Origin of the sequence: Saccharopolyspora terrae, assembly GCF_004348435.1 — a bacterium.
In the GTDB taxonomy this organism is placed as follows: Bacteria; Actinomycetota; Actinomycetes; order Mycobacteriales; family Pseudonocardiaceae; genus Saccharopolyspora; species Saccharopolyspora endophytica.
Window position 1 is genome coordinate 44,750 of record NZ_SMKS01000001.1, and the last position, 23,614, is coordinate 68,363.

Genomic DNA, 23,614 nt, shown 5'->3' on the forward strand with positions numbered 1-23,614 from the left:
TGTCCCGCAGCGGGCGCACCGCTGCGGGACACCGCTCGATCAGGCGTGGGTCTTGCGCGTTCCCAGGCCGAACACGCCGACCGCGAGGAACGGCGCGACGGCGACCACCGCGACGCCGAGCTGCGCGATCCTGTTCTTGGTGGCGAGCTCGTAGACGGTCACCTGCGACCCGGTCCGGATGCGCACGGGCGTGGTGCAGGTCACCTTCGCCGAACCGGAGAACCAGGGCGTGATCCGGTTAACCTGGTACCGGCTCTCGGCGCGGTAGCTGGTCACGTCGCGCGCCTCACCGCTCTCCGACACGACGTGGCACACCGCGGTCTTCTTCTTGTCCGAGCTGGTGATCATCATCGGATCGCCGTCCCACGCGTAGGACGGGCCCGATGAACCCGACGCGGTCGTGGACTTGGCCAGCGAGGTACCGCTGAACATGGCCATCCCGAGGAGCACCGCGGCGATCAGGCCGACCAGCACCGCCCATCCGATGGTGATGCCGAGCAACGTCTTGCGGTTCATCGTCGTTCAATCCCCCTCACCGCAGGAACGAGTCCGGCGGCTCGTCGTCGTAACCGGCGTCAGCGGGCCGGTTCGGGTCGTGGGTGATGACCGTCGCGGCGTCGTAGCCCGCGTCGAGCATCTCCTTGGCCTGCTGCATGTTCCGCACGCTCGCAGCGAAGGCCGCGCGCACCGATTCGTCGCGGAACGCGGTGCCGTCGGCGACCTCGCGCCAGCTGAACTCGCCGTCGTCGACGCGGCGCTGGAACGCGGCGATCTCCGCGGGCGCGTTGCCGTTGCGGACGTGCTGCTGGATCTCCTCGATCCGCTCGTCGGTGAGCTTCACCTCCGGCAGCTCGGCTTCGAACCTGGTCGCCTTGGCCAGCGCCTGCTCGGCCTGGCGCATCCGCTCCTCGACCATCTCCTCGGCAGCGCGGACTTCCGGTGTCTTCCAGCCCTGACTCATCGCAGCCCCCCGCTCAGATGCTTCCCGCCGCGGTCCGGACGCCTCCGGCGGAGTTCCGCACGCCGGTCACCGAGCTGCGCGCCCCGGAGGTCGCTTCGGTGACGGCCGTGATGTCGTCCTTGGCCTGGATCCCGACGTTGACCACGTCGCCGAGGCTGTTGGCGTCGGTGATCTTGGCCAGGTTGGTGCCCGCTCCCCTGATGGAGTCGACCAGCTGCACCACCGAGTCGTACATCTGCTGCAGGGCCTCGAAGAGCTCCAGCACCGCCAGCACGATCTCGACGCACTTCTCAACGTTGCGCACCACGTTCGCCCAGCCGGCGACCGGGATCCAGCCGGTGGAGGCCGTCTCGATGAGCCGGTCGACCAGCTTCTTGATCAGCTCCAGCGCCTTGTCGGTCATCCGGCGGGACATCTCGGCGGCCTTCTGGAAGCCCTGGCCGACGAGCTGCGCCAGCATCGCGTCGCCTTCGAGCGCGACGGTCCAGGTGCTCACCAGCAGCGTCTCGAAGGCGATGGCACCGGAGCCGTCCCAGCTCTCCCGCAGGTCGCTGATGCCCTGGTTGAGGTTGGTGCGGACCGCGCGCAGGGCCTCGCCGATCTGGTTCCACGCCTCGGCGTTGGTCTCGATCTTGGAGAAGTCGCCGGTGATCGGCGAGATCAGCTGCTCGATCAGGTTCTCTCCGGTGACCTGCTCGTAGACCCAGTTGACCGCCTGCACCTGCCAGCCGGCGTCCTCGACGGCCTGCTGCAACGAGTCCTGGTTGCTCTTGCTCGGATCCGCTTCGAGGAGGGCCAGCGGGTCCTCGGCGTCTTCGTACGAAGCCACTTCCTCCCGCCCCCTCAGACCTTGATCTCGTCGAGATCGGACTGGATCTTCTGGAGCGAGAGGACGACCTTCCGCTCGATCTCCTCGTACTCCGAGGCGGTTTCGGCGAGGTCTTCCCCCACCTTCCGCAGCGCCGAATGCGCCAGCTGGAGCGTTTCCCCGTAGAGCGCGGTGACCGCCTCCACGGCCGGGACCAACACCACCATCAAGCCGGTGAAACCGCTGGTGTCGGACGCGGTGCTCTCGGCCCACTCGCCGATTTTCTTGAAATGGCCGGTGTTTCGTTCGAGAAGTCCCTCGAAGCCGTTGAGCTCCGACGGGATCACCCGCAGATTCCCCGCCATCCCACCCCCTCTGCTCGCCGTTCGGGGAGTGCGTCGACGAACCCGCGCGCAACGAAGACCACATCCGGGCGAGACAACGCGGTGATCTCGTCGGCTCGTCCGGGCGATGTCACGCGCTCGCCCCAACGCGCGTGCGAACTCCCCCAGTCGCGAGAATTCGAACCGATCCGGTCGGACCGCGAACGCGCTTCCGGCGAAGCGTTACGAGTTGGAGATCTTCCCCGTCACGCGACCACGGCGGGCAGCACGTACTGGGCGACGTCCGAGGCGATGCGGCACTGGTCGGTGTCGGCCTGATCGGCGATCACCACGATCTGCAGGGTGGCTCCCGCGACGGGGGCGTAGACGGTGCAGCCGTCGGCCCGCAGGACCTGCGTGCCGCGAACGGCTCCCAGCTCGACCTCCTCGGTCCCCAGGTCGGCGAAACCGGGGGCCTGAGCTCCGATGAGCACTTCCCGCCCGCCGCTGCGGTCGGGGAACCCGCAGCCGCGCACCGGGGGCTGGATCCCCACCTCGCGCGCCCGCCCGGGCTCGACCTCGAAGGCCAGCGCCGCGACCTCGTCCGGCCGGACCAGGCCGCACAGCTCCTGCGCCGACATCGATCCCAGCATCCGCCGCTGCTCCGGCGGAACCTCGCGGGTGATCGACGGTGCCGTGCTGGTCGCCGTGGACTCCTCGGAGGTGCTGGGCTGCGAGGACGGCGGACTGGGCACCACCTGCTGCACGGCGGTGCAGCCGGTCAGCGCGGCGCTGGAGAGCACCGCGCCGATCAGCAGGCGCTTGGCGACCACCGGACCTCCTCCCGCGCAAGATCGTCGACGTGCGGCCCTAGTCTGCCTGGAACTCGCCGGTGCTGTGGAAGTGGTCCAGGATCTTGCGCGGCGCCTCGAGGTCCATGCCCTGCTCGGCGACCCAGCGGTCGTCGAAGTAGGTGTTGGTGTAGCGCTCGCCGCCATCGCAGAGCAGCGTGACGATGCTGCCCTCGCGCCCCTCGGCGAGCATCTGGGAGATCAGCGCGAACACGCCCCACAGGTTGGTCCCGGTGGAGCCGCCGACGCGGCGTCCGAGGACCTGCTCGGTGCAGCGGATGGTCGCGATGGAGGCGGCGTCCGGGACCTTGATCATCCGGTCGATGGCCTGCCCGATGAACGACGGTTCCACCCTGGGCCTGCCGATGCCCTCGATGAGCGAGCCGGAATCGCTGGTGAGCGAGGGATCGCTGTCGCGCCAGGCTTCGAAGAACACCGAGCGCTGCGGGTCGACGACGGCCAACCGGGTCCCGAGCCTGCGGTAGCGCAGGTAGCGGCCGATGGTGGCGCTGGTGCCGCCGGTGCCCGCGCCGACGACGATCCAGGCGGGTTCGGGGTGCGGTTCGAGCGCGAGCTGCTCGAAGATCGACTCGGCGATGTTGTTGTTGCCCCGCCAGTCGGTGGCGCGTTCGGCGTTGGTGAACTGGTCCATGAAGTGGCCGCCGAGCTCGGAGGCCAGCCGCCGGGACTCGGAGTAGATCGCGCCGGGCTCGTCGACGAAGTGGCAGCGGCCGCCCTGCCACTCGATGAGCGCGACCTTCTCGCCGCTGGTGGACCGGGGCATCACCGCGATGAACGGCAGTCCGAGCAGTCGGGCGAAGTAGGCCTCCGAGACCGCCGTCGATCCGGACGAAGCCTCGATCACGGGTGTGTTTTCGGTCACCCAGCCGTTGCAGATGGCGTAGAGGAACAGCGAACGGGCCAGCCGGTGCTTGAGCGAACCGGTCGGATGTGTTGACTCGTCCTTGAGGTAGAGGTCGATCCTCCACTCGGCGGGCAGCGGGTACCGCAGCAGGTGGGTGTCGGCGCTGCGGTTCGCGTCGGCCTCGATGATCCGGACGGCCTCGCTGGTCCAGGCCCGCGTGCGCTCGCAGGAGCGGTCGATGTCGCTGGTCATTCGGCATCCGCCGGGGCGTCGCCGCGCAGTTGGGCGCGCAGCTGCTCGCGGCGTTCGCGGCGACCCCTGGTGCGCTCGGCCATGCCGACCGCGACGCGGCGCCGGAGCTTGCCGAAGACCAGCAGCGACAGCGGCATGACCACGACGACGGACACGGCGATGGCGACCAGGACCGGCACCTGGGCCAGCATCAGCAGCACCGCCACGACCGCGACCAGGCCGAACCGGGCCGCGGTGTAGAGCGCGATGTCGCGGGCCAGGTTGGGCTTGACCTCGGACGTCTCGCCGGTCGGCTGCTCAGGGCCCGCTCCGGGGGTCGCGGCGACCGCGGCTTCGGGCTCGTCGGTTCTCGTCTCCTGCTGTTCCCGCACGTCATCCAGGGTAGAGCACCCTCGGGAACGACCGGCCCGGCGTCCGGGGACCGCAGGTCGGAGCGCCCGAAGCGCCGTTTTCGTCCCTTACCTTCCCTTTACCTAAACCCAAACGTTCGAGTACCTGACCCCTCAGGTGCCACGATTGCGACCGGAATGCCCGAATGTCAGTTACCGCAAAAGTGGAGGTCACACGTGACCGCGTCGACTCAGCAGCCTCGCCAGAACGGTCAGGAGCAGCTCCTCACCCCAGGTGAGGTCGCGGCGCTCTTCCGGGTCGACCCCAAGACCGTGACCCGATGGGCGACCGCCGGCCGGATCGGTTCGATCCGCACCCCCGGTGGCCACCGTCGCTTCCGCGAGTCTGAGGTCCGCACCCTGCTGGCCGAGCTGACCAACGATGTGAACCGCACCGCCTGACCGACCGGTCCGGCAGCGGCGAACATCTCGAAGCGGCGCGGAAGTCAACGCGGCGGTGCGCAGGCCCACTCGCCAAACCCCTCGTGGTGAGTGCCCCGGGCACCGCGGCAGGCGCCGAAGGAAGCAGTCGCAACAGCCGAGAATCACTGCACCAAGTCGAAGATCGCTGGGCGGCCGGCCGATGACGACCGCCGTCCCTGGTGACACCTCGCAAGTCCGCGAGGCGTCACCAGGGACCCCGCTCGAACCGGACACCTCCGGACAAAGACACCACCGTCTCTGATTGGCTAGTGTCGTAAGCGGAACGGTTGGAGGTGGCCACGATGATCTATGCCCTCGCCGCCATTGGCGCGCTCACCATCGCTGTGCTGATGTGGAAGGCGTTCGGCCCGCAGGTCGCCAAGCCGCGCGCCCGCAGAGCCCCGGTCGCCCCCGACGACGACCCGGAATTCCTCCGCAAGATCGCCGAAGAACAACGCAAGAACAAGCGCCCGACGGACGAAGACGGCGGCCTCAAGTAACCCGCCCAACCCCGTCAGGCAGGTACGTCAGGCAAGCGGCGAAGCCGCTTTCTCGGTACCCCACCAAAGCAACTCGCACCGCCGGGGGTTCTCAGACGTTCTCTGGGGAGGACAGCCGCAGCGCCGCGTATTCGACATACTCAAGTCGCGGATCCCGGAGCCAGAGAGCGTCTGAGGTTCCCCCACCCGCACCGCCCAGCAGAATGAGTTTGGAACCAGCTCAGCCTTGAGCCTGACGACCAGGGGCGTGGGGGAAGTCGTCGGCGACCATTGCTGCCAGCTCCAGCAACGCCATCCGCGTCGGAGCCGCCAGCTGGTCGAGCTCGACTTCCGCGCCTTCTTCGAGGTGCGGGTCGAACGGGATGCGGGAGACGGCGCGGCAGCGGGACGCGAAGTGGGCGCCGAGCTTGTCCACGTCGACCTTGCCGGATGCGGGGCGCACGGAGTTGATGACGGCGACGGAGCGGGAGACCAGGTCGCCGTAGCCGTGGGCGTCGAGCCAGTCCAAAGTGGCCGATGCGCTGCGGGCGCCGTCGATCGAGCTGGAGGAGACGATCACCAGCGAGTCGGCGACGTCCAGCACGCCCTTCATGGCCGAGTGCATGAGGCCGGTGCCGCAGTCGGTGAGCACCACGTTGTAGAAGTGCTCCAGCAGCGTCACGGTGCGCCGGTAGTCGTCCTCGCTGAACGCCTCGGAGACGGCCGGATCCTGCTCGCTGGCGAGGATTTCCAGCCTGCTCGGGCCTTGCGAGGTGTAGGAGCGGACGTCGCTGTAGCGGCGGATCCGGTGCGCGTCGCGCAGCAGGTGCCGGACGGTCGCGGTGGTCTCCAGCGGGATCTTCTGGCTCAGCGTGCCGCGGTCCGGGTTGGCGTCGACGGCGATGACGCGGTCGCCGCGCAGCGAGGCGAAGGTCGCGCCGAGCGTGGCGGTCGCGGTGGTCTTGCCGACGCCGCCCTTGAGGCTGAGCATCGCGATCTTGTAGCAGCCCTGCAGCGGCTGGTTGATCCGCGTGATGAGCTCGCGGCGTCGCCGGTCGGTGGGTCCTTCGCCGAGGTTGACCGTCTTGCCGCTGGCCATGTAGACGGCCTTGCGCCAGCCGGACTGCGGCGGCCGCTTGGTCTGCCGCAGCAGCTGCGCGGACGAGAGGTCGGCGTTCGGCTGCGGCTGCTGGTGACCGGGCTGCTGCGGGCCGGGCTGCTGGGGAGGCTGCTGCGGGTACGGCTGGCCGGTCGGGAACGGTCCGGACGGACCACCCGAGACGGGCGCGTACGGGCTCACCGGCACCGGCCCGGAGCCGCCCTCGGTGACCTGGTGGGGACCCGAGACCTGGTGGGGCCCGGACTGGGCCCCCGGGTAGCCGGGCCACGGCTGCTGCTGCGGGTGCGGACCTGACTGGGACGGGTCGGGGTACACCGGCGCTCCGCTCGGGTAGTACGGCTGCGGGGTGTCCGCGACCGGGTAGGGGCCGGACACGTCGGGCTGCGACGGGTCCACGTACGACGGTTCGGGGTGTTCGGGAACCGGTTTGGGCTGGTGCGGCCGCGTCTCCGGATCGGTGTAGGAGCCGTTGCCGCTCTTGCTCCCGGCCTCGGTGCCGACCGGGCCGTCGGCCTGCGGGGAGACGGCACCGACGTCCCGCCTCGTCTCGGGCTCTTCGTACTGTCCCGTCACCGTCGCCGTCCCTCCAACGTTCGAGCCGATGCAGCGCTTGCGCACAGCAACCTAAACCCACACGTACCCCCTCGTCACCATAGGTGGCAGGTAGGCGCCGCGGGTTTCTCAGGTCACCAAACGCGATTCACGCCACGGCTGCGAGCCGAACGCGCCGTCGCACTCCTGCGAACGCCGGATCGAGTGCTGCTCACAGCCCGGCGTAGGAGTGCAGACCCGTGACGACGAGGTTGACGAAGAACAGGTTGAAGATCATCACGGCCAGGCCGAGGACGTTGATCCACGCCGAACGCACCCCGCGCCAGCCCGCGGTCGCGCGCGCGTGCAGGTAGGCGGCGTAGACGATCCAGGCGATGAACGCGCAGGTCTCCTTGGGGTCCCAGCCCCAGAAGCGGCCCCACGCGGCCTCCGCCCAGATGGCGCCGGCGACGATCGCGAAGGTCCACACCGGGAAGATGATCACGGTGGCGCGGTAGGCCATCCGGTCCAGCGCCTGGCTGGTGGGCAGCCGCGAACCGAACTTGGCCATCTTCAGCGGGTTGTTCTCGTACCGGCAGCGCAGCAGGTAGAGGACGCTGGCGACACCGGCGAACAGCAGCGCGCCGCTGGAGACGATCGCGGCGGCGACGTGGATGACGATCCAGTACGACTGCAGCGCCGGCTGCAGCGGCGCGGCTTCGGCGTAGAGCACGGTGCCGGACAGGAACAGCAGCAGCGTCACCGGCAGCATCAGGAAGCCGCCGAGGCCGCGCAGCTGAGCCGGGGTGGCTTCCCGGCGGGCGTTGCGCAGCTGCCGGAACAGCACGATCAGCCAGGCGACGACGGCCGCCAGGCAGATCGCCGAGCCGAACTCGTACATGTTGCCCCACGGCACGCGACCCGTGGCCAGGCCGCGGGTCAGCAGGGAACCGAAGTGCACCAGCGCGCCGAGCACGGTCATCGACACGGCCATGCCGCCGAGCCGCTCGGCCAGCGGCCGCTTGGGCTGCGCCGGGACGTGGCCGACGACGTCCTTGGCCTCGGACGACTTCTCCGCGCCCACCAGGGCGGCTTCGCGGGTGCGGGCCGCGGTGGCGACCCTGCCGTAGGCGAACTCGCCGAAGTACAGCAGCATCGCCGCGATGTAGATGACCACCGAGGTGGCGTAGGCCATGTCGCTGTAGTTCGACAGCGTCTCGTTGACCGGCATCAGCTCTTCCTTTCGCGCGCGGTCCCAGCGTCCGCGCGGGGCTGGGGCGAGTGGTCGACATCCGCACCGAGCAGGTCATCGGCGATCCGGGCGAACTCCTCGCCGTACCCGGCCTGGTCGGTGCGGGCGAGCCCGCCGACCTCGACAACGGTACGCGCGGCGGGGCTTTCGCCGGTTTCCGGGTGCGGAGCAGCCCGCACCCAGATGCGGCGGCGCTTGACGATCAGCGAGGTGCCGAGTCCGAAGATGATGAGCACCGCGAAGGCCAGCACCGATGTCTGGAACGGGTCGTGCGAGACCTGCAGGTTCGCCCAGCGCTCGACACCGTCGAAGCGGACCGTGGTGCCGTCGTCGAGGCGGATCTCCTCACCGACGCGGACGTTCTCGCGGGCGACCCGGTTGAGCCTGCCCTGCTCGACCATCGACTGGTCGACGCCGAAGATCGACTGACCGCGTCCGGAGTCCAGGCCCAGGTCGCCGCGCATCACGTCGATGGCCGCGGTCGGGTCCAGCAGGTCGGGGAACCCGGAGCTGAGGATCTTGCCGTCGAACGCCGCGGTCGGCGCGAACAGGCCGGTGATGGCCAGCTGGCTCTGCCTGCGCTGCACCTCGTCGGTGACGCCGGGCTGGTCGAACTTGGTGGCGCCCTGCGACAGCATCGTCTGCGGCGACATCGGCTGCCACTGCACGAGTCCGGTGCGCTGCTGGCCGTCCGGCCAGGTCACGGTGAACCGGGGCGCGTAGCCGTTGCCGGTCAGGTAGATCCGGTCTCCGGCGGTGCGCAGCGGGTGGTTGACCTGCAGCGTGTAGGGCTGCCAGGTGTTCGTCTCCAGGCCTTCGCCGGACTGGTACTGCATGCCCACGCGGTAGTTGGCCACCTGACCGTTGGGCTGGTAGTCGACGTCGAAGTCGTCGACCTTGACGCAGAACGGGGACAGCTGGGTGCCGTCGACGGACAGACCCGCGCGGAACGAGTCGTAGTTGTAGGTGCCGGAGTTGCAGAACTCGGAGCCGTCGGCCACCACGATGACCTGGCCCTCGTAGCCGTAGAGCTTGCCGCCCGCGAGGCCGATCAGCAGCCCGACCAGCGCGAAGTGGAACACGAGGTTGCCGACCTCGCGGAGGAATCCGCGCTCGGCGCTGATCGACCGGGCTCCGTCGTCCTCGGTGTGCTCGACCATCCGCCAGCCGCGCAGCCGGGTCTTGGCCGCGGCGATGGCCTCGTCGACCGAGGTGTCGTCGAGCGTCTTCTCCGCGTGGTGCGGCAGCCGGCCGAGGTTGCGCGGGGTGCGGACCGGCTTGCTGCGCCACTGCTTGTAGTACTCCCAGCAGCGCGGCAGCAGGCAGCCGATCAGCGAGATGAACAGCAGCACGTAGATCGAGGCGAACCAGACCGAGCTGAAGACCTCGAACATGCCGATCTTGTCCAGCAGCGGAGCGATGTCCGGGTGCTGCTGGAAGTACTTGTCCACTTCGGACCGGTTCAGCGAGCGCTGCGGGATCAGCGCACCCGGCAGGGCCGCCATGGCCAGCAGGAACAGCAGCACCAGCGCGGTGCGCATGGATGTCAGCCCGCGCCAGGTGTTGCGCAGGAAAGCGAGGGCGGTCGTGAGGTGGTCGCGCATCAGATCGGCGTCTCGAATCCGGCGATCGGGCCACGAAGCATCGAGATCAGCTCTCCCCACAGACCGGTGACGAGCAGCAGGCCCACCACCACCAGCAGCACTCCACCCGCGATCTGGATCGCGCGGCCGCGCCGCCGCAGCCAGCCCGCGCTGCGCACCGCCCAGCGGGCGCCCAGGGCCAGCAGCACGAACGGGACGCCGAGGCCGACGCAGTAGGCGAGCACCAGCAGGATTCCGCGCAGCGCGGTGCCGGTGTCCACATCGGTGCCGGCGGCGACCGAGATGACGCCCACCAGGGTCGGTCCCAGGCACGGGGTCCAGCCGAGGCCGAACACCGCGCCGAGCAGCGGCGCGCCCCACACCCCGGCGCGCGGCACGCGGTGCACCCGCACGTCGCGCTGCAGGGCGGGGATCAGGCCGAGGAACACCAGGCCCATCGCGACCGTGACGACGCCGCCGATGCGCTGCAGCAGCAGCTCGTTGGTCAGCAGCGCGTCGGACACCCCGAGCAGCAGCAGCGCTCCGGCCGCGAACACGACGCTGAAACCGGCCACGAACAGCAGCGCGGCTCCGGCGACCCGCCAGCGGCCGCGCCGGTTCTCCTCGGCTTCGGCTTCGTCGACCGGCGGCGAGTCGGCGCCCACGACACCGGCGAGGTACGCCAGGTAACCGGGCACCAGCGGGACCACGCAGGGCGAGGCGAAGCTGATCGCCCCGGCGAGCGCCGCGATCGCCGCCGCGAACAGCAGCGGTCCGGACGCGGCGAGCTCGGTGGGGTTCACGCTTCGAGGGTAGGAAAGCCGACGTCGCCCTCACGCACCGGGCTCGGTGAACCAGCCCACGAACCCCCAGGTAAACGCGATGCCCAGGCACGAACCCCGCACCAGCAGGACGTTGGTCCCGCCCATTCCAGGACCAACGACCGCAAGCGGGAGACAGGAGTCACACCCACCGGCCGAGCCAGCAGCCCCAACCACCGTCAGGCAACCGGCGAAGCCGGTTTCTCACTACCCCACCTGAGCAACCGGCACCGCCGCGGGTTCTGACACGTCTTCTGGGGAGGACAGCCGTAGCGCCGTGTAGTGGACATACACAAGTCTCGGATCCCGGAGCCAGAAGGCGTGTCAGGTTCCGCTACCCGCACCGCCACGCAACAAGACCACTGAGTAGTGGCAGTAAAACCGGCCGAGCAGTTCAGGGTTCCGGAGCCAAAAAGCCGCCCAGGTTCCGCTACCCGCACCGCAAAGCAACGAGACCACGGAGAAGCAGCGAAAACCTACGCGGGCTCGGAAGCGATCTTCTGCACCTCGGGGAGCAGTTCGCTCTCCAGCATCTCGGTCAGGAAGATCGCCGCGACCCGGTGCTGCCGGTCCAGGACGATGGTGGCCGGCACGGTGCTGCGCGGGAACTGGCGCAGCGAGAGCAGCGTGCGACCTGCCGGGTCGAAGATCGACGGGTAGCTCAGGCCGCGGTCGCGGTGGAAGTCCGCTGCCGCGCTCTGGTTGTCCCGCACGTCGATGCCCAGCACCTGCACGCCCTGCGGACCGAGCTTGTCCTGCACGGCCTGCAGGTCGTCGGCTTCGGAGCGGCACGGGCCGCACCAGGAGCCCCAGATGTTGAGCACCACGACCCTGCCCTGGAAGTCCTGGATTCCCAGCTGCTTCCCGGGGTTGAGCAGGTCGTCGCCGGAGAGGTGGCTGATCCGGCCCCGCTCGCCGGCCGGGTAGAAGATGCGCGTCTGCCCGCCGGGCGAGACGAAGGTGAACTCGCCGCCCGCCTTGTTGGAGTCGTCGCCCTCGGTGGCGCAGCCACCGACCATCGCCAGCACGGCCGTGATCAGGCCGAGCCGCACCAGAAGCTTCCTCATGCGCCCGTCACTCTCGGATCGGTGCCACCTGCGGGCTCGACGTAGGCCACCCGCACCAGCTGTTCGCCGCGGAACACCAGCGTCGTCACCGACGCCAGCGAGCACTGCCTGCGGCGGGGGTCGTGCCACATCGGCTTGCCCTCGACGTAGCGGCGCAACGTCCAGATCGGCAGCTGGTGCGAGACGCACACCGCTTCCCGCCCGGCCGCCGCGGCACGCGCGCGGTGCGCGGCGCCGAGCATCCGGTGGGCGATCTCCAGGTAGGGCTCGCCCCAGGAGGGCGCGAACGGGTTCCACAGCTTCGGCCAGTGCCGGGGTGAGCGCAGCGCTCCGTCGCCGACCGAGACCTTGAGGCCTTCGAAGCGGTTGTCCGCTTCGATGAGCCGGTCGTCGGTGGCCACGTCGACCTGGAACATCGCGCCCAGCGGGCGGGCGGTCTCCTGGGCGCGCTGCAGCGGCGAGGAGATCACGCGGGCGATGTCGTGGCCGGAGAGGAACTCCGCGACGAGCTTGGCCTGCTGCTCGCCCTTGTCGGACAGCCGGTAGCCGGGGAGCCGGCCGTAGAGGATGCCCTCCGGGTTGTGCACCTCGCCGTGGCGGAGGAAGTGCACGAGGGTCTTCTCAGCCTGGGGTTCGGTCATTTCGACGCCTCCGGGGCGGTCGCGGCGGCGGCCGCGCGCGCGGCGTGCGGCAGGGCGTCGGCGATCTGCTCGAACGCGGCGTCGTCCATGGCGGCGTTGACGAACCAGGTCTCGAAGGCGCTCGGCGGCGGGTAGATGCCGCGCGCGAGCAGCTCGTGGAAGAAGGCGGGGAAACGCCAGGTCTGCTGGGCCTGGGCCTGCTCGTAGTCGTGCACCGGCGTCTCGCTGAAGAAGATGCTGAGCATGTTGCCCGCCGAGGCGATCTGGTGGACCACGCCCTCGGCGCTCAGCGCGGACCCGATGAGCTCGCGGAGCCGGTCGGCGTTGCGGTCCAGGGCGGCGTAGACCGAGGCGTCGGCGGCGCGGAGGTTCGCCAGGCCGGAGGCGACGGCGATCGGGTTCCCGGCGAGCGTGCCCGCCTGGTAGACGGGGCCGGTCGGCGCGAGGCGCGACATAACGTCGGCGCGACCGCCGAAGGCGGCGGCGGGAAGTCCACCGGACATGACCTTGCCGAAGGTGTAGAGGTCGCCGGCGACGCCGTCGATGCCGAACCAGCCGGCGGCGGAGACGCGGAAGCCGGTCATCACCTCGTCCATGATGAGCAGTGCGCCGTTCGCGCTGGTCAGCTCCTTGAGTCCGGCGTTGAAGCCGGGCAGCGGCGCGACCGTGCCCATGTTGCCGGCGGCGGCCTCGGTGATCACGCAGGCGATCTCGTCGCCCTGCTCGGCGAAGACCTGCCGCACGGCTTCGAGGTCGTTGTAGGGCAGCACGAGGGTGTCGGCGGCCTGCGCGCCGGTGACGCCCGGCGAGGTCGGCAGGCCGAGCGTGGCGACGCCCGAACCGGCGCTGGCCAGCAGCGCGTCCACGTGGCCGTGGTAGCAACCGGCGAACTTGACGATCTTCTGCTTGCCGGTGAAGGCGCGGGCGAGCCGCACGGCGCTCATCGTCGCCTCGGTCCCGGAGTTGACCAGGCGGACCTGCTCGACGGGCTCGACGCGGTCGATGATCTCCTGCGCCAGGTCGATCTCACCGGTGCCGGGGGTGCCGAAGGACGTGCCGTGCACGGCCGTGTCCCGCACCGCGGCGACGACGTCGGGGTGGGCGTGCCCGTTGATCATCGGGCCCCAGGACGACACCAGGTCGACGTAGCGGTTGTCGTCGGCGTCCCAGAGGTAGGCGCCCTCGCCGCGCACCATGAACCGCGGCGTGCCGCCGACGGACTGGAAGGCGCGGACCGGGGAGTTGACGCCGCCGGGCGTCACCGCCTGCGCACGCTCGAACAGCTGCCGCGACTGCGGAGCCGGATCGTCGTGCCGGGTCGAAGCGGAGTTCGCAGAAGCTGTCACGCCCCCAGTTTGACACTCCCCGCGCTGTGGCCGGGCGCACACCGTTTCGAGGAACGTCCAGCGGTCACCGCGCGTGGCGGTGCGGGCTCAGCACCCGCACCTGAAGCAGCGGCTCCGCGGAACCGGAGGACTAGTCACCCGCTCGGATGGCGAGGCCGATCTGGCGGAGGGCGTCGATGAGCAGCAGCCCGGCGAAGGTGGCGGCGATGACCGCACCGGACAGCCAGCTGCCGATGGAGCGGGTCACCACGTCCACGGCACCGCGCGGTCCGGGCAGGTAGATGGTCACCACGCCGCGGTGCCACGCCCACCACGCGAGCAGCACCAGCGCTACCGCGGCGACCAGTTCGAGGCCGGCCACGGCCGCGCGCCACGGCTGGTTCAGCCGGCCACCCGAGCGCACCGGTTCGGCGTCGCCGTCGAGCTTCGGCCCGCTCGCGGGCCACGGTTCGGCAGTCGTCACGGCGGACAGCGTCTCACACGTCGCGGGCGTCGAGGACCGCGCTGATCCGATCGGTGCGCTCGGCGTGCCGGGCCGCGTCGTGCGAGAGGTGACCGAGCAGCCGGTAGATGCGCTCGTGGTACTCGGGCAGGTCGAGGTAGAAGATCGGCTCGTGGTGCATGACCCGGTTGCGGAAGTCGAGCATGCCCATGAAGTCGTGGTGCAGCGCGTTGCGCGGGCCCGTGTAGTGGGGGAACGCGCGGTGCGCCGCGGGAACCCAGATCTGCCGGTCGTGGGTGCGGCTGAGCAGCGAGACCCAGAACCCGAAGGTCAGCTCGGCGACCACGTCATCGGAGGTGTGCTCCGCCCGGCGTTCGATCTTGCGGCGAGCGCGGCCGATCTTGAACTTGGCGTTGTCGGCCAGCTGCGCGGTCTTCCACCAGTCGTCCCGGCCGAAGCGCTCCCGCAGGCGGTGGTGCAGGGCGTTGCGCAGCGACACCTCCAGCCAGTGCAGCGGGCCGTAGAAGGCCGCCGAGACCTGCACGTTCCAGTCGTAGAGCCGGACCGCGACGTCGACGTCGCCACCGGCCTTCTTGAGGTAGCGGTCGAAGCGCGATTCCGACAGCAGCTCCCGCACCCAACCGGGGAGCTCGACGTCGTCCCTGGTCATGGGGTTTTCCTTTCGGCTGCTGTGGATCTCGTGCTAGATTGGACCGCGTAGGCCCCGGGTCCGCCTCTGCTTCGCGCATGCCGCCCGGGGCACTTTGCTGCCTAGAGCTCCGACGAGCGCTTCTCGACGAGCTTCGCGAGTTCGGCCGACAGCTCCTCGTGGCCCTTGGCCCAGGCCAGCACCACGGTGTCGTCGGTCAGCCGCAGCGGGATCTCGCCGGTGCCCTTCGGGACGGTCCAGCTGCCGCCCAGCACGCGCGCCCCGACGGGCGCTCCCACGTCGCTGACCTCGGCGATCGTCTCGACGGCGAGGGTCTCCCTGCCGAGCACCAGTTCGGACGTGGTCAGGCGCACCGCGAGCAGCCGCCGCCTGCCGTAGACCCAGATGGTGGCGCAAACGGCCAGCACGAGGCCGACCAGGATCCACATCGCGACGTGCTGCGGGCCGAGCGTCAGCTGCTCGGCGAGAAGCCCCAGCAGCGCGAAGGCCGGGCCCCACAGCACAGGCCACCAGCTGCTGCCGCGTTCGGAGTACAACACCGGATCGCTCATCGCTCACCCGTCAGGAAGTCGGAGCTCTGCTGCGCCCACATCAATACGGTTCCGGCGAGGCCGAGCACAAGGAGCAGGACGGGGATTCCGAAACCTGCACCCGAAACGACCATCAGCACTGCGTGCACGGCGGCGAACGCGGTGAGCACGAACCGCGCCCACCCCCGGCGGCGGAACACCAGCGCGCCCAGCGCCAGGTAGATCGCCGCCATGACGACCCCGACGACGGTGTTGACCAGCAACAACCGGCCTTGGACGGCGGGATCGGACCAGGCCAGCCCGGTCTCCAGCAGGAGCAGCAGGGCCACGACCCACCACAGGACGACCGCGATGCGCAGCGGTTTCGGCGGCGCCATCAGTACCGGCGGTTCGACGCGTCGAAGTAGGCGTTGGACTTCGCCGTGAAGACCAGCACCACGAAGGCGACCGTGCCGACGACGCCCAGCCCGCCCTGCACGTAGCTCAGCGCGTAGTAGCCGCCGGGCAGCGCCTCGGTCTCGCTCAGACCGGTCGCCATGCCGCCGGAGGCCAGGGTGCCGATGCTCGACATCGCCCAGAACGCGGCGAAGATCGTCAGGGTGACCCGCGCCCAGTTGCGGCCCGCCCGCAGCTTGAAGCCGAAGGTGATCCACAGGCCGGTCAGGATCAGGTAGAAGATCGTCAGGAAGACGAAGAAGACCATCATCACGCCGTTGACCGCGGAGGTCATCTCCGCGGTGACGTCGTCCGCGCTCCCGCCGATCGAGTCCTGCACCCAGCCCTGCAGCACCAGGTAGCTGACCACGTTGAGCACGGTCACCAGCAGCGGGAGCACCACGGCGATCCAGAACGCGGTCTCGACCGTCGCGGGCCGTTGCGGCACGGCCATCTCGTGGACGGGCACCGGCGGCGCGCTGAAGGGGTTCTGCGAGTAGGGCTGGTATCCGCCGGGCTGCTGCGGAAAACCGCCGGAAGGAGTCCCCGACTGCGGGTATCCACCCTGCTGCCAAGGATTCTGCGGGAAGTTCACGCACGAACCCTAGAAACCAGCCGATACCCCTGTCCACCGGTTCAGGTCAAGTACCGCGAAGAGGACGTTCACATCACCACCCTGCTTCGGCGAGCGGAGCAACGGGGTGGGGTCAGCGGGGCTGGAGGTACTGGTTCGAGGGCGCCAGGTAGGCGTAGACGATGGTGGCGGCGATCGTCGCGAGCTGGAGGACGGCGACGAGGGCCGTGCCGATCCCGCCTGCGGCGCCTCCGATGACCGTGGGGATCGTCAGCAGGAACCACAGCGCGCCGACCACGGTGATCACGATGCGCGCCCAGTTGCGGCCGTTGCGCATGAAGATCAGGAACATGATCCACAACCCGGCCAGGACCAGGCAGAACACCACGGCGATCGCGATCGTGACCTGGAACAGCGCGCGGGCCTGGTCGAGGCTGAGCGCAGGCTGACCGGCCGCTCCCGCCTCGCCGAGGACCATCTGCAGCTCGGCGTCGCTGATCGTGGCGAACGCCAGCGCGAACATCACGAATCCGACGACCGGGCTGGCGATCCCCGCCCAGAACGCGTTGTCGATCGTGCGCGGGCGCTGCGACCCCGGCGACCGCTCAGGCGGAGGCGGCGGGGCGGCGCCGTACGGGTTGACTGCGTCTGGGGGCGTCACCAGACCAGCCTAGGAACGGGCCGAAGCCGTGTCCACCGGATCGTCACCACACGTGACGAGGTGGTTGCGGACGGAAACCCCGGGACTCGCGGAAGAACCGGTTGGCCTCGGGCCGGTACATGAACACGATCGCCGCGACCTCGACCGCCGCCACCAGCACCGCGAACACCACGTCGACGCCGCTCACGGTCATCCCGGTCAGCTGCTTGATCAGCGCCGGGCCGACCAGCGACACCGTCAGCACGGTGATCACGGCGTTGAACACGCCGAAACCGCCGAACACCGTGAGCGTGATGCGGCCCCAGTTGCGCCCCTCCAGCATCCGCTTGCACAGCAGCAGGTACACCATCAGCGTCAACGCCTTGAACATGAAGGTGAACATGATGCCGCTGTTCGCGGCGGCGTCCAGGTCGGTCTGGGTCATCTCGGGCTGCAGCTGGCGCAGCTCGCCGATCAGGCGTTGCCGGTCGAGGAGCTGGACGAACGCCTGCACCACGCCGACCAGCACGGCACCGACCCACAGCCACCGCGCGGTCTGCAGCGCCTGCGGCGGCTGCGGGGGTTCCGGCGGCGGGACCACCGGTCGGCCGAAGGCGTCCACCCGCTGCTCCAAGTCGGTCATGCGCGCGCGTCCTGCAACCACTGCGCGGCTTCGGTGGCCCAGTAGGTGAGCACGACGTCCGCTCCCGCGCGTCGGATCGAGGTCAGCGTCTCGAGAACGGTGCGCTGGCGTTCGAGCCAGCCGTTGGCCACCGCCGCCTCGACCATCGCGTACTCGCCGGACACCTGGTAGGCGGCGACCGGGACGTCGGCGACACCGGCGATGTCGCGCAGCACGTCCAGGTAGGACATGGCCGGCTTGACCATCACCATGTCCGCGCCCTCGGCCAGGTCCAGGTCCGCTTCGCGCAGGGCTTCGCGGCCGTTGGCCGGGTCCTGCTGGTAGGTCTTGCGGTCGCCCTTGAGCTGGGAGTCGACGGCCTCGCGGAACGGGCCGAAGAACGCCGAGGCGTACTTCGCGGAGTAGGCCATGATCGACACGTCGTCGAAGCCGGTGGCGTCCAGCGAATCCCGGATCACGCCGACCTGACCGTCCATCATGCCGCTGGGCCCGACCACGTGGGCGCCGGACTGCGCCTGCACCACGGCCATCTCGCCGTAGATCTGCAGCGTGCGGTCGTTGTCGACGTTGCCGTCCTCGTCCAGCACGCCGCAGTGGCCGTGATCGGTGAACTCGTCCAGGCACAGGTCGGCCATCAGCACCGTGCTGTCGCCGACCTCGGAGCGCAGGTCGCGCAGCGCGACGTTGAGGATTCCGTCGGGATCGACCGCGCCGGACCCGTCCGCGTCGTGCTCCTCCGGCACGCCGAAGAGCATCAGCCCACCGACCCCCGCGCTGACCGCCTCGGCAGCGGCCTTCTTCAGCGAGTCCCGGGTGTGCTGCACGACCCCGGGCATCGACGTGATCGGCACCGGCTCGGAGGCGCCTTCGCGGACGAACATCGGCAGCACCAGGTGCCGCGGCTCCACGGAGGTCTCGGAAACCAGCCGACGCACCGCCGGGTTGCGGCGGAGTCGACGGGGACGGCTCGTCGGATACATAACAGCGGCTCCCCAAGCTGACTAGGCGGGGTGACACCCCGAGCGTAACCACTCCGGAAATTCGGACTCCGGAGACCTCACCCCGACCGTGATCGTCCCCTCAACCCGAGGCCGTCATCGGAGCAGCGGTGTTGGTCCCGGTGAGACGCCGAAGGGCGCCCGGACGTGGTGTCCTGGGCGCCCTTCGGGGTCTCGATCGGCTCTCGTCGCCGCGCCGGATCAGCTCCGGCGGGCTCGCTTGGCCTTGCGCGGGGGCGGCAGCGCGCCTTCAGCGCGGAGGCGGGCCGCGTGCGCCGCGAGGGCGTCGACCAGCTCCTCGACCCTGGGGGCCTCGGGCTGGACGTCGACCCGCAGGCCGAACTCCTTCGCCGTCTCGGCCGTGTTCGGGCCGATGCAGGCGACGAGCGTGCGGGCGTGCGGCTTGCCCGCGATGCCGACGAGGTTGCGGACCGTGGAGGACGAGGTGAAGCAGACGGCGTCGAAACCACCGGTCTTGATCATCTCGCGGGTCTCCGCGGGCGGCGGAGCGGCGCGGACGGTGCGGTAGGCCGTCACGTCGTCGACCTCCCAGCCGCGCTCCTGCAGCCCGGCCGACAGCGTCTCGGTGGCGATGTCGGCGCGCGGCAGCAGCACCCGGTCAACCGGGTCCAGTATGTCGTCGTGCGGCGGGAACTCCTGCAGCAAGCCCTCGCTCGACTGGTCGCCCGAGGGCAGCAGCTCCGGGATGATGCCGAAGGCGCGCACCTTCTCCGCGGTGGCCTCGCCGACGCAGGCGATCTTCACACCGGAGAACGCGCGGGCGTCCAGGCCGAACTCCGCGAACTTCTCCCACACCGCGCGGACCGCGTTCGCCGAGGTGAACACGACCCACTGGTAGCGGCCGTCGACCAGGCCCTTGACCGCGCGCTCCATCTGAGCGGGGCTGCGCGGCGGCTCCACGGAAATGGTCGGCACCTCGTGCGACACCGCACCGTGCGACCACAACCGCTCGCTCATCACGCCGGCCTGCTCCTTGGTGCGCGGCACCAGGATCTTCCAGCCGTACAGGGCTCGGGACTCCCACCAGGACAGCTTGCTGCGCTCGGAGACGATGTCGCCGATCGTCACCACCAGGTGGCCCTGCAGCTCGCCGGCGTCGGCGGCCAGCGAGGCCAGCGTGGTGTCGATGGTGCGCTGCTGCACCGTGGTTCCGGACGCGGTCACCGCGACCGGGGTGGTCGCCGGACGGCCGTGCTCGACCAGCCGCGAGGCGGCTTCGGCGAGGTGGCTGCCGGTGGTGTGCAGCACCAGCGCGCCGGGCACACCGGCCAGCGCCGGCCAGTCGGCGTCACCGCGGACGTCGACCTCGGTGTGCACCGCGCCCAGCGCGATGCCGGCGTAGGCCGGAACCGCGCTGCCGCCGGAAACACCGGGGATGACGTCGAACGGGGCCTCGGTCTTGGAGACCTCCTGCGTCTCGCGGACCACCGCGTCGGCGGTGAGCGGGTCACCGGCGACCAGGCGCACCACGTTGCGCCCGGTGTCGGCCTCGTTCACCAGGTCCTTGGCCACGTCGGAAGGGTCGCCGACGGCGGGGCGGACTTCCGCCCCCTCGGCGGCCATCGCGACGATGTCGGCGGGTACGTCCGGGTCGGTCACCAGCAGCGAAGCGCGGGCGATCACATCCCGGCCCCGAACGGTGAGAAGTCCCGCGTCACCGGGACCGGAACCCACGAAAGCAATCCGTCCGGGGGTCTTACGTGCTCGGGTCATCAGGGCACTCCCCATCAACTACTGCCGGGACCGCTGAGCAAAGCGGCCCTGGCTTCGAGCAGCTCATCGGCCAGTTCCAGGCCGAGCTGCTCTGCGGCGGTCGTCTCACCAGTGGCGGAAGCGCGGACCAGAACATCGTCGTCGGTCGCTACCACTCCACGAAGGGACAGGCGCAGCGCCACGCGCCCGTCATCGTCGAGGTCCTCCACCACTTCGGCCAGCGCGCCGACCGGCGCGTGGCAGCCGGCTTCAAGCCGGGCCAGCACTGCGCGTTCGGCGGCAACCGCGGCGCGGCTGGCCTGATCGTCCAAAACGGACTGCAGCAAGTGCTCTGTGTCCACGTCGTCGACGCGGCATTCCACTGCGAGCGCGCCCTGAGCGGGCGCGGGCAGCATCTGCAGTGGATCGAGCGTTTCCGTGATCACCGAAAGCCGGCCCACCCGGGCCAGCCCGGCGCGGGCGAGGACGACGGCGTCCAGCTCGCCGTCTGTCACCTTGCGCATTCGGGTGTCCACATTGCCGCGGATGCCGCGCACCTCCAGCCCCAGGCCTGCGGCCCGGAGCTGACTGGCGCGGCGCGGCGAACCGGTGCCCACAACGGACCCCGGGGGCAGTTCGCCGAGCGTCAGACCGTCCCGTGCCACCAGCGCGTCCCTCGGGTCCTCCCGGACCGGGACGGCGGCCAGCGACAACCGGGGGTCCGGTTCGGTCGGCAGGTCTTTGCAGGAGTGGATGGCGACGTCGACCTCGTCGTTGACGAGCGCTTCGCGCACCGCGGAGGTGAACACGCCGACGCCGATCTCGGCGATCGGGGCGGTCGACTGGTCACCGGGGGTCTCGACGGCCACCAGCTGGGTCGGGTAGCCGGCCGCCTCCAACTGCTCGGCCACCCACGTGCTCTGCGCCATCGCGAGCGCGCTTCCGCGGGTGCCGATCCGGAGGGTCTTGTTCAACGGTCCTCACCGTCCTGTTCCGCCCGGCCGCGCAACAGCGCCTGGGCGACCGTGACCCCGCCTGGGAGGTTCTCCTCGGCCTGCGGGGTGCCGATCACCGCAGCGGTCTGCGGGTCGAGCTCGAAGAGCTCACGGAGTGCGTCGGCGTAGCCGGAACCACCCGGCTGCGACGCGAGTTGCTTGACGCGGACGGTCGGCGCGTGCAGGAGCTTGTCCACCACGCGGCGCACCGTGCGGCTGAGCTCCTCGCGCGTCGGCGCGTCGATGTCGGGCAGCCGCGAGTCCAGTCGCAGCAGTTCGCTGTCGACGACCTCGGCGGCGCGCTTGCGCAGCGCGGTGACCGTGGGGGTCACCTCGGCCGAGCGCTGCGCGGCCAGGTAGCCGCGCACCTCCTCGGCGACGATCTCGGCGGCCCGGTCGGACTCGTTGCCGCCCTGCTTGGCCGACAGCCGGTCCTGCAGGCTGGCCAGGTCGACGACGGTGACGCCGGGCAGGTCGCCGACCTCGGCGGCGATGTCGCGCGGCAGCCCCAGGTCGCAGCACAGCAGCGGCCGTTCGTCACGGACCACCAGCGCTGCGGAGACGACGTCTTCGGTCACCACGGCACCGACCGCGCCGGTGCACGCGACCAGCAGGTCTGCGGCGGCGATCGCGTCGGCCAGACCCGAGAGGTCCGCGGTGCCGGCGTCCACGCCGTCGGCGCGCAGCGACTCGGCCAGCCGCTCGCCGTTGGCGGCGGTGCGGTTGGCGATGACGATGCGGCCGATGCCCGCGCGCTTGAGCTGCGCGGCGGTCAGGCCGCCCATCGAACCGGCACCCACCAGCAGCGCGCTCTTGCCTTCGAGACCGTCGAGCGCGGCCTCAGCGTCGGCCAGGGCCTCCGAGACCACCGAAGCGCCCTCGTTGTCGATGCCGGTCTCGCTGTGCACGCGCTTGCCGACGCGCAGCGCCTGCTGCGCCAGCTCGTGCAGCGTCTTGCCGACGGTGCCGCGCTCGTCGGCGGTTCCGTACGCCTGGCGCAGCTGGCCGAGGATCTGGGCCTCGCCGACGACCATCGAGTCCAGCCCGGACGACACCGAGAAGAGGTGCTCGACGGCGGCGCCGGCGTAGTAGACATAGAGGTGGTCGGCGAGTTCACCGACCTCGGTGCCGGAGTGGCGCGACAGCACGGCCGTCACGTCGTCCAGGCCGCCGTGGAAGGTCTCGGCCAGCGCGTAGATCTCGACCCGGTTGCAGGTGGAGATCACGAACGCCTCGGCGATGTGCTCGCGCAGCACGAGCTCGTCGAGGATCTTGTTGATGTCCCCGCCACTGATGGCGACCCGCTCCAGGACACGGACCGGTGCGCTGTGGTGGGAAATCCCGACGGTGAGCAGGTTCACAGCCGTTCCACCATCCTGTTCGCCGAATCGATCTCACCCGGAAGTCCCGCGCCGCCGCCCGGCGGTCCGCCGTCGGACGCCGCGCCGTCGACCGCGTTCGCGGCTTCCTGCTGCCGTCGGGCCACGTGGAAGGAAAGGATCTGCATCTCCACCGCCAGGTCGACCTTGCGCACCTCGACGTGCTCGGGGACCTGCAGCACGATCGGGGCGAAGTTCAGGATGCACATGACGCCGCCGGCCACCAAGCGGTCGCAGACCTCCTGCGCGCCCTGGGTGGGGGTGGCGATGACGCCGATGGTGACCTCGCGCTCGGAGCACACCTCGACGATGTCGTCGATGTGGCTGACCGGGATGCCGCCGACCGGCACGCCGACCAGGTCGTCGTCGAGGTCGAACAGCGCCGAGACCGGGAATCCGCGGCCCGGGAACCCGCCGTAGTTGGCGAGCGCGTGCCCGAGGTTGCCGATGCCGACCACGGCGACGCTGTGCTTGCGGGTCAGGCCGAGCGTCCGCTCGATCTGACCGATCAGCACCTCGACCTCGTAGCCGACGCCGCGGGTGCCGTAGGAGCCGATGTAGGAGAGGTCCTTGCGCAGCTTGGCGGAGTTGACGCCGGCCGCGGTGGCGAGCTCCTCGCTGGAGACCGTGGTGATGTCCTGCTCGGCGAGCGCGGACAGGGCGCGCAGGTAGACCGCGAGCCGGGCGACGGCCGCTTCCGGGATGGAGCGGGCGCGCTCGCGGGCGGCTGGGACGGCGATGGAGGTGCCGTTGGCGTCGGCCCCGTTCGACGCCCCCGGGGACGCAGCGGTCCGGGCAGTGGTCTGCCCGTCTCCTTCTGGCACGTCCGCTCCTTGGGCCGTCACGCTGGATCTCCCTCGCCTGCTGGTGGTCTGCGCCTCGG

General features: G+C 70.3%; 28 protein-coding genes. 2 read left to right on the forward strand and 26 right to left on the reverse strand.

From position 1 onward, the window contains the following. Window positions 1–39 precede the first annotated feature (39 nt). The 7 genes from E1181_RS00210 to E1181_RS00240 form a co-directional block, all read right to left on the reverse strand. Window positions 40–516, reverse strand: a complete 477-nt coding sequence (locus tag E1181_RS00210) for a hypothetical protein (RefSeq protein ID WP_132671805.1) — start codon at window positions 514–516, stop codon at window positions 40–42. 16 nt (window positions 517–532) lie between these two features. Beyond that, complete coding sequence (locus E1181_RS00215; protein WP_132671806.1) at window positions 533–961, reverse strand: hypothetical protein; 429 nt, start codon at window positions 959–961, stop codon at window positions 533–535. 13 nt (window positions 962–974) lie between these two features. Then, entirely contained in the window at window positions 975–1,790 is an 816-nt protein-coding gene (locus tag E1181_RS00220; protein ID WP_235875549.1) for a WXG100 family type VII secretion target, read from the reverse strand. Between the two features lie 14 nt (window positions 1,791–1,804). After that, on the reverse strand, window positions 1,805–2,134 hold the full coding sequence (locus E1181_RS00225; protein ID WP_132671807.1) for a hypothetical protein: 330 nt from the start codon (window positions 2,132–2,134) through the stop codon (window positions 1,805–1,807). Between the two features lie 224 nt (window positions 2,135–2,358). After that, on the reverse strand, window positions 2,359–2,925 hold the full coding sequence (locus E1181_RS00230) for a DUF3558 family protein (RefSeq protein ID WP_132671808.1): 567 nt from the start codon (window positions 2,923–2,925) through the stop codon (window positions 2,359–2,361). A 37-nt stretch (window positions 2,926–2,962) separates the two neighbouring features. Beyond that, window positions 2,963–4,060 carry an L-cysteine desulfhydrase Cds1 gene (gene cds1 / locus E1181_RS00235; RefSeq protein ID WP_132671809.1) on the reverse strand — a complete coding sequence of 366 codons (1,098 nt, stop codon included), beginning with the start codon at window positions 4,058–4,060 and terminating at the stop codon, window positions 2,963–2,965. Beyond that, on the reverse strand, window positions 4,057–4,431 hold the full coding sequence (locus E1181_RS00240; RefSeq protein WP_328590813.1) for a DUF4229 domain-containing protein: 375 nt from the start codon (window positions 4,429–4,431) through the stop codon (window positions 4,057–4,059). Before E1181_RS00240 ends, cds1 begins: the two co-directional genes overlap by 4 nt. 195 nt (window positions 4,432–4,626) lie before the next feature. On the opposite strand from E1181_RS00240, the gene E1181_RS00245 reads away from it, so the two are divergent. Then, window positions 4,627–4,851 (forward strand): BldC family transcriptional regulator, encoded by a 225-nt coding sequence (locus tag E1181_RS00245; protein WP_093414319.1) that lies wholly within the window; start codon window positions 4,627–4,629, stop codon window positions 4,849–4,851. Window positions 4,852–5,174: 323 nt separating this feature from the next. Beyond that, window positions 5,175–5,372 (forward strand): hypothetical protein, encoded by a 198-nt coding sequence (locus tag E1181_RS00250; protein WP_132671810.1) that lies wholly within the window; start codon window positions 5,175–5,177, stop codon window positions 5,370–5,372. Between the two features lie 220 nt (window positions 5,373–5,592). Here the strand turns inward: E1181_RS00250 and E1181_RS00255 are convergent, their stop codons facing one another. The 19 genes from E1181_RS00255 to E1181_RS00345 all read right to left on the reverse strand — a co-directional run bounded on the left by E1181_RS00255 (window position 5,593) and on the right by E1181_RS00345 (window position 23,576). Next, window positions 5,593–7,044, reverse strand: a complete 1,452-nt coding sequence (locus E1181_RS00255; protein ID WP_207921942.1) for a MinD/ParA family ATP-binding protein — start codon at window positions 7,042–7,044, stop codon at window positions 5,593–5,595. Window positions 7,045–7,234: 190 nt separating this feature from the next. Next, window positions 7,235–8,233, reverse strand: a complete 999-nt coding sequence (gene ccsB, locus E1181_RS00260) for a c-type cytochrome biogenesis protein CcsB (RefSeq protein WP_132671811.1) — start codon at window positions 8,231–8,233, stop codon at window positions 7,235–7,237. Beyond that, entirely contained in the window at window positions 8,233–9,858 is a 1,626-nt protein-coding gene (resB, locus tag E1181_RS00265) for a cytochrome c biogenesis protein ResB (protein ID WP_132671812.1), read from the reverse strand. The genes ccsB and resB overlap by 1 nt, the downstream gene beginning before the upstream one ends. Further along, a complete protein-coding gene (locus E1181_RS00270; protein ID WP_132671813.1) occupies window positions 9,858–10,640 on the reverse strand; it encodes a cytochrome c biogenesis CcdA family protein in 783 nt (260 codons plus the stop codon). Before E1181_RS00270 ends, resB begins: the two co-directional genes overlap by 1 nt. 494 nt (window positions 10,641–11,134) lie before the next feature. Then, window positions 11,135–11,725, reverse strand: a complete 591-nt coding sequence (locus tag E1181_RS00275; RefSeq protein WP_207921943.1) for a TlpA family protein disulfide reductase — start codon at window positions 11,723–11,725, stop codon at window positions 11,135–11,137. Further along, the gene (locus E1181_RS00280) at window positions 11,722–12,366 is read right to left on the reverse strand and encodes a histidine phosphatase family protein (protein WP_132671814.1); all 645 of its coding nucleotides are present in this window, start codon (window positions 12,364–12,366) and stop codon (window positions 11,722–11,724) included. Before E1181_RS00280 ends, E1181_RS00275 begins: the two co-directional genes overlap by 4 nt. Further along, on the reverse strand, window positions 12,363–13,712 hold the full coding sequence (hemL, locus tag E1181_RS00285) for a glutamate-1-semialdehyde 2,1-aminomutase (protein ID WP_132671815.1): 1,350 nt from the start codon (window positions 13,710–13,712) through the stop codon (window positions 12,363–12,365). Before hemL ends, E1181_RS00280 begins: the two co-directional genes overlap by 4 nt. 130 nt (window positions 13,713–13,842) lie before the next feature. Further along, entirely contained in the window at window positions 13,843–14,175 is a 333-nt protein-coding gene (locus E1181_RS00290) for a hypothetical protein (RefSeq protein ID WP_132671816.1), read from the reverse strand. Window positions 14,176–14,188: 13 nt separating this feature from the next. Further along, a complete protein-coding gene (locus E1181_RS00295) occupies window positions 14,189–14,824 on the reverse strand; it encodes a hypothetical protein (RefSeq protein ID WP_132671817.1) in 636 nt (211 codons plus the stop codon). 101 nt (window positions 14,825–14,925) lie between these two features. Next, window positions 14,926–15,375, reverse strand: coding sequence for a DUF3093 family protein (locus tag E1181_RS00300; RefSeq protein ID WP_132671818.1), 450 nt, complete (start codon window positions 15,373–15,375; stop codon window positions 14,926–14,928). Beyond that, window positions 15,372–15,731, reverse strand: a complete 360-nt coding sequence (locus tag E1181_RS00305) for a hypothetical protein (protein ID WP_132671819.1) — start codon at window positions 15,729–15,731, stop codon at window positions 15,372–15,374. The genes E1181_RS00300 and E1181_RS00305 overlap by 4 nt, the downstream gene beginning before the upstream one ends. Next, complete coding sequence (locus tag E1181_RS00310) at window positions 15,731–16,384, reverse strand: hypothetical protein (protein WP_132671820.1); 654 nt, start codon at window positions 16,382–16,384, stop codon at window positions 15,731–15,733. The genes E1181_RS00305 and E1181_RS00310 overlap by 1 nt, the downstream gene beginning before the upstream one ends. 112 nt (window positions 16,385–16,496) lie before the next feature. Beyond that, entirely contained in the window at window positions 16,497–17,024 is a 528-nt protein-coding gene (locus E1181_RS00315; protein WP_235875552.1) for a hypothetical protein, read from the reverse strand. Window positions 17,025–17,067: 43 nt separating this feature from the next. Then, the gene (locus tag E1181_RS00320) at window positions 17,068–17,646 is read right to left on the reverse strand and encodes a hypothetical protein (RefSeq protein ID WP_132671822.1); all 579 of its coding nucleotides are present in this window, start codon (window positions 17,644–17,646) and stop codon (window positions 17,068–17,070) included. Then, a complete protein-coding gene (hemB, locus tag E1181_RS00325) occupies window positions 17,643–18,626 on the reverse strand; it encodes a porphobilinogen synthase (RefSeq protein ID WP_132671823.1) in 984 nt (327 codons plus the stop codon). The genes E1181_RS00320 and hemB overlap by 4 nt, the downstream gene beginning before the upstream one ends. A gap of 219 nt (window positions 18,627–18,845) precedes the next feature. Further along, window positions 18,846–20,378 carry a bifunctional uroporphyrinogen-III C-methyltransferase/uroporphyrinogen-III synthase gene (locus tag E1181_RS00330; RefSeq protein ID WP_132671824.1) on the reverse strand — a complete coding sequence of 511 codons (1,533 nt, stop codon included), beginning with the start codon at window positions 20,376–20,378 and terminating at the stop codon, window positions 18,846–18,848. A gap of 14 nt (window positions 20,379–20,392) precedes the next feature. After that, a complete protein-coding gene (hemC, locus tag E1181_RS00335; protein WP_132671825.1) occupies window positions 20,393–21,331 on the reverse strand; it encodes a hydroxymethylbilane synthase in 939 nt (312 codons plus the stop codon). Further along, window positions 21,328–22,713 (reverse strand): glutamyl-tRNA reductase, encoded by a 1,386-nt coding sequence (locus tag E1181_RS00340; protein WP_132671826.1) that lies wholly within the window; start codon window positions 22,711–22,713, stop codon window positions 21,328–21,330. The genes hemC and E1181_RS00340 overlap by 4 nt, the downstream gene beginning before the upstream one ends. Beyond that, window positions 22,710–23,576, reverse strand: a complete 867-nt coding sequence (locus E1181_RS00345) for a redox-sensing transcriptional repressor Rex (RefSeq protein ID WP_132671827.1) — start codon at window positions 23,574–23,576, stop codon at window positions 22,710–22,712. Before E1181_RS00345 ends, E1181_RS00340 begins: the two co-directional genes overlap by 4 nt. Between the last annotated feature and the right edge of the window lie 38 nt (window positions 23,577–23,614).

Coding starts and splice junctions, on each gene's coding strand:
- E1181_RS00210 (WP_132671805.1), bottom strand. CDS start 516: ATGAACCGCAAGACGTTGCTCGGCATCACCATCGGATGGGCGGTGCTG.
- E1181_RS00215 (WP_132671806.1), bottom strand. CDS start 961: ATGAGTCAGGGCTGGAAGACACCGGAAGTCCGCGCTGCCGAGGAGATG.
- E1181_RS00225 (WP_132671807.1), bottom strand. CDS start 2,134: ATGGCGGGGAATCTGCGGGTGATCCCGTCGGAGCTCAACGGCTTCGAG.
- cds1 (WP_132671809.1), bottom strand. CDS start 4,060: ATGACCAGCGACATCGACCGCTCCTGCGAGCGCACGCGGGCCTGGACC.
- E1181_RS00250 (WP_132671810.1), top strand. CDS start 5,175: ATGATCTATGCCCTCGCCGCCATTGGCGCGCTCACCATCGCTGTGCTG.
- ccsB (WP_132671811.1), bottom strand. CDS start 8,233: ATGCCGGTCAACGAGACGCTGTCGAACTACAGCGACATGGCCTACGCC.
- resB (WP_132671812.1), bottom strand. CDS start 9,858: ATGCGCGACCACCTCACGACCGCCCTCGCTTTCCTGCGCAACACCTGG.
- E1181_RS00275 (WP_207921943.1), bottom strand. CDS start 11,725: ATGAGGAAGCTTCTGGTGCGGCTCGGCCTGATCACGGCCGTGCTGGCG.
- E1181_RS00280 (WP_132671814.1), bottom strand. CDS start 12,366: ATGACCGAACCCCAGGCTGAGAAGACCCTCGTGCACTTCCTCCGCCAC.
- E1181_RS00295 (WP_132671817.1), bottom strand. CDS start 14,824: ATGACCAGGGACGACGTCGAGCTCCCCGGTTGGGTGCGGGAGCTGCTG.
- E1181_RS00300 (WP_132671818.1), bottom strand. CDS start 15,375: ATGAGCGATCCGGTGTTGTACTCCGAACGCGGCAGCAGCTGGTGGCCT.
- E1181_RS00305 (WP_132671819.1), bottom strand. CDS start 15,731: ATGGCGCCGCCGAAACCGCTGCGCATCGCGGTCGTCCTGTGGTGGGTC.
- E1181_RS00320 (WP_132671822.1), bottom strand. CDS start 17,646: ATGACCGACTTGGAGCAGCGGGTGGACGCCTTCGGCCGACCGGTGGTC.
- hemB (WP_132671823.1), bottom strand. CDS start 18,626: ATGTATCCGACGAGCCGTCCCCGTCGACTCCGCCGCAACCCGGCGGTG.
- E1181_RS00330 (WP_132671824.1), bottom strand. CDS start 20,378: ATGACCCGAGCACGTAAGACCCCCGGACGGATTGCTTTCGTGGGTTCC.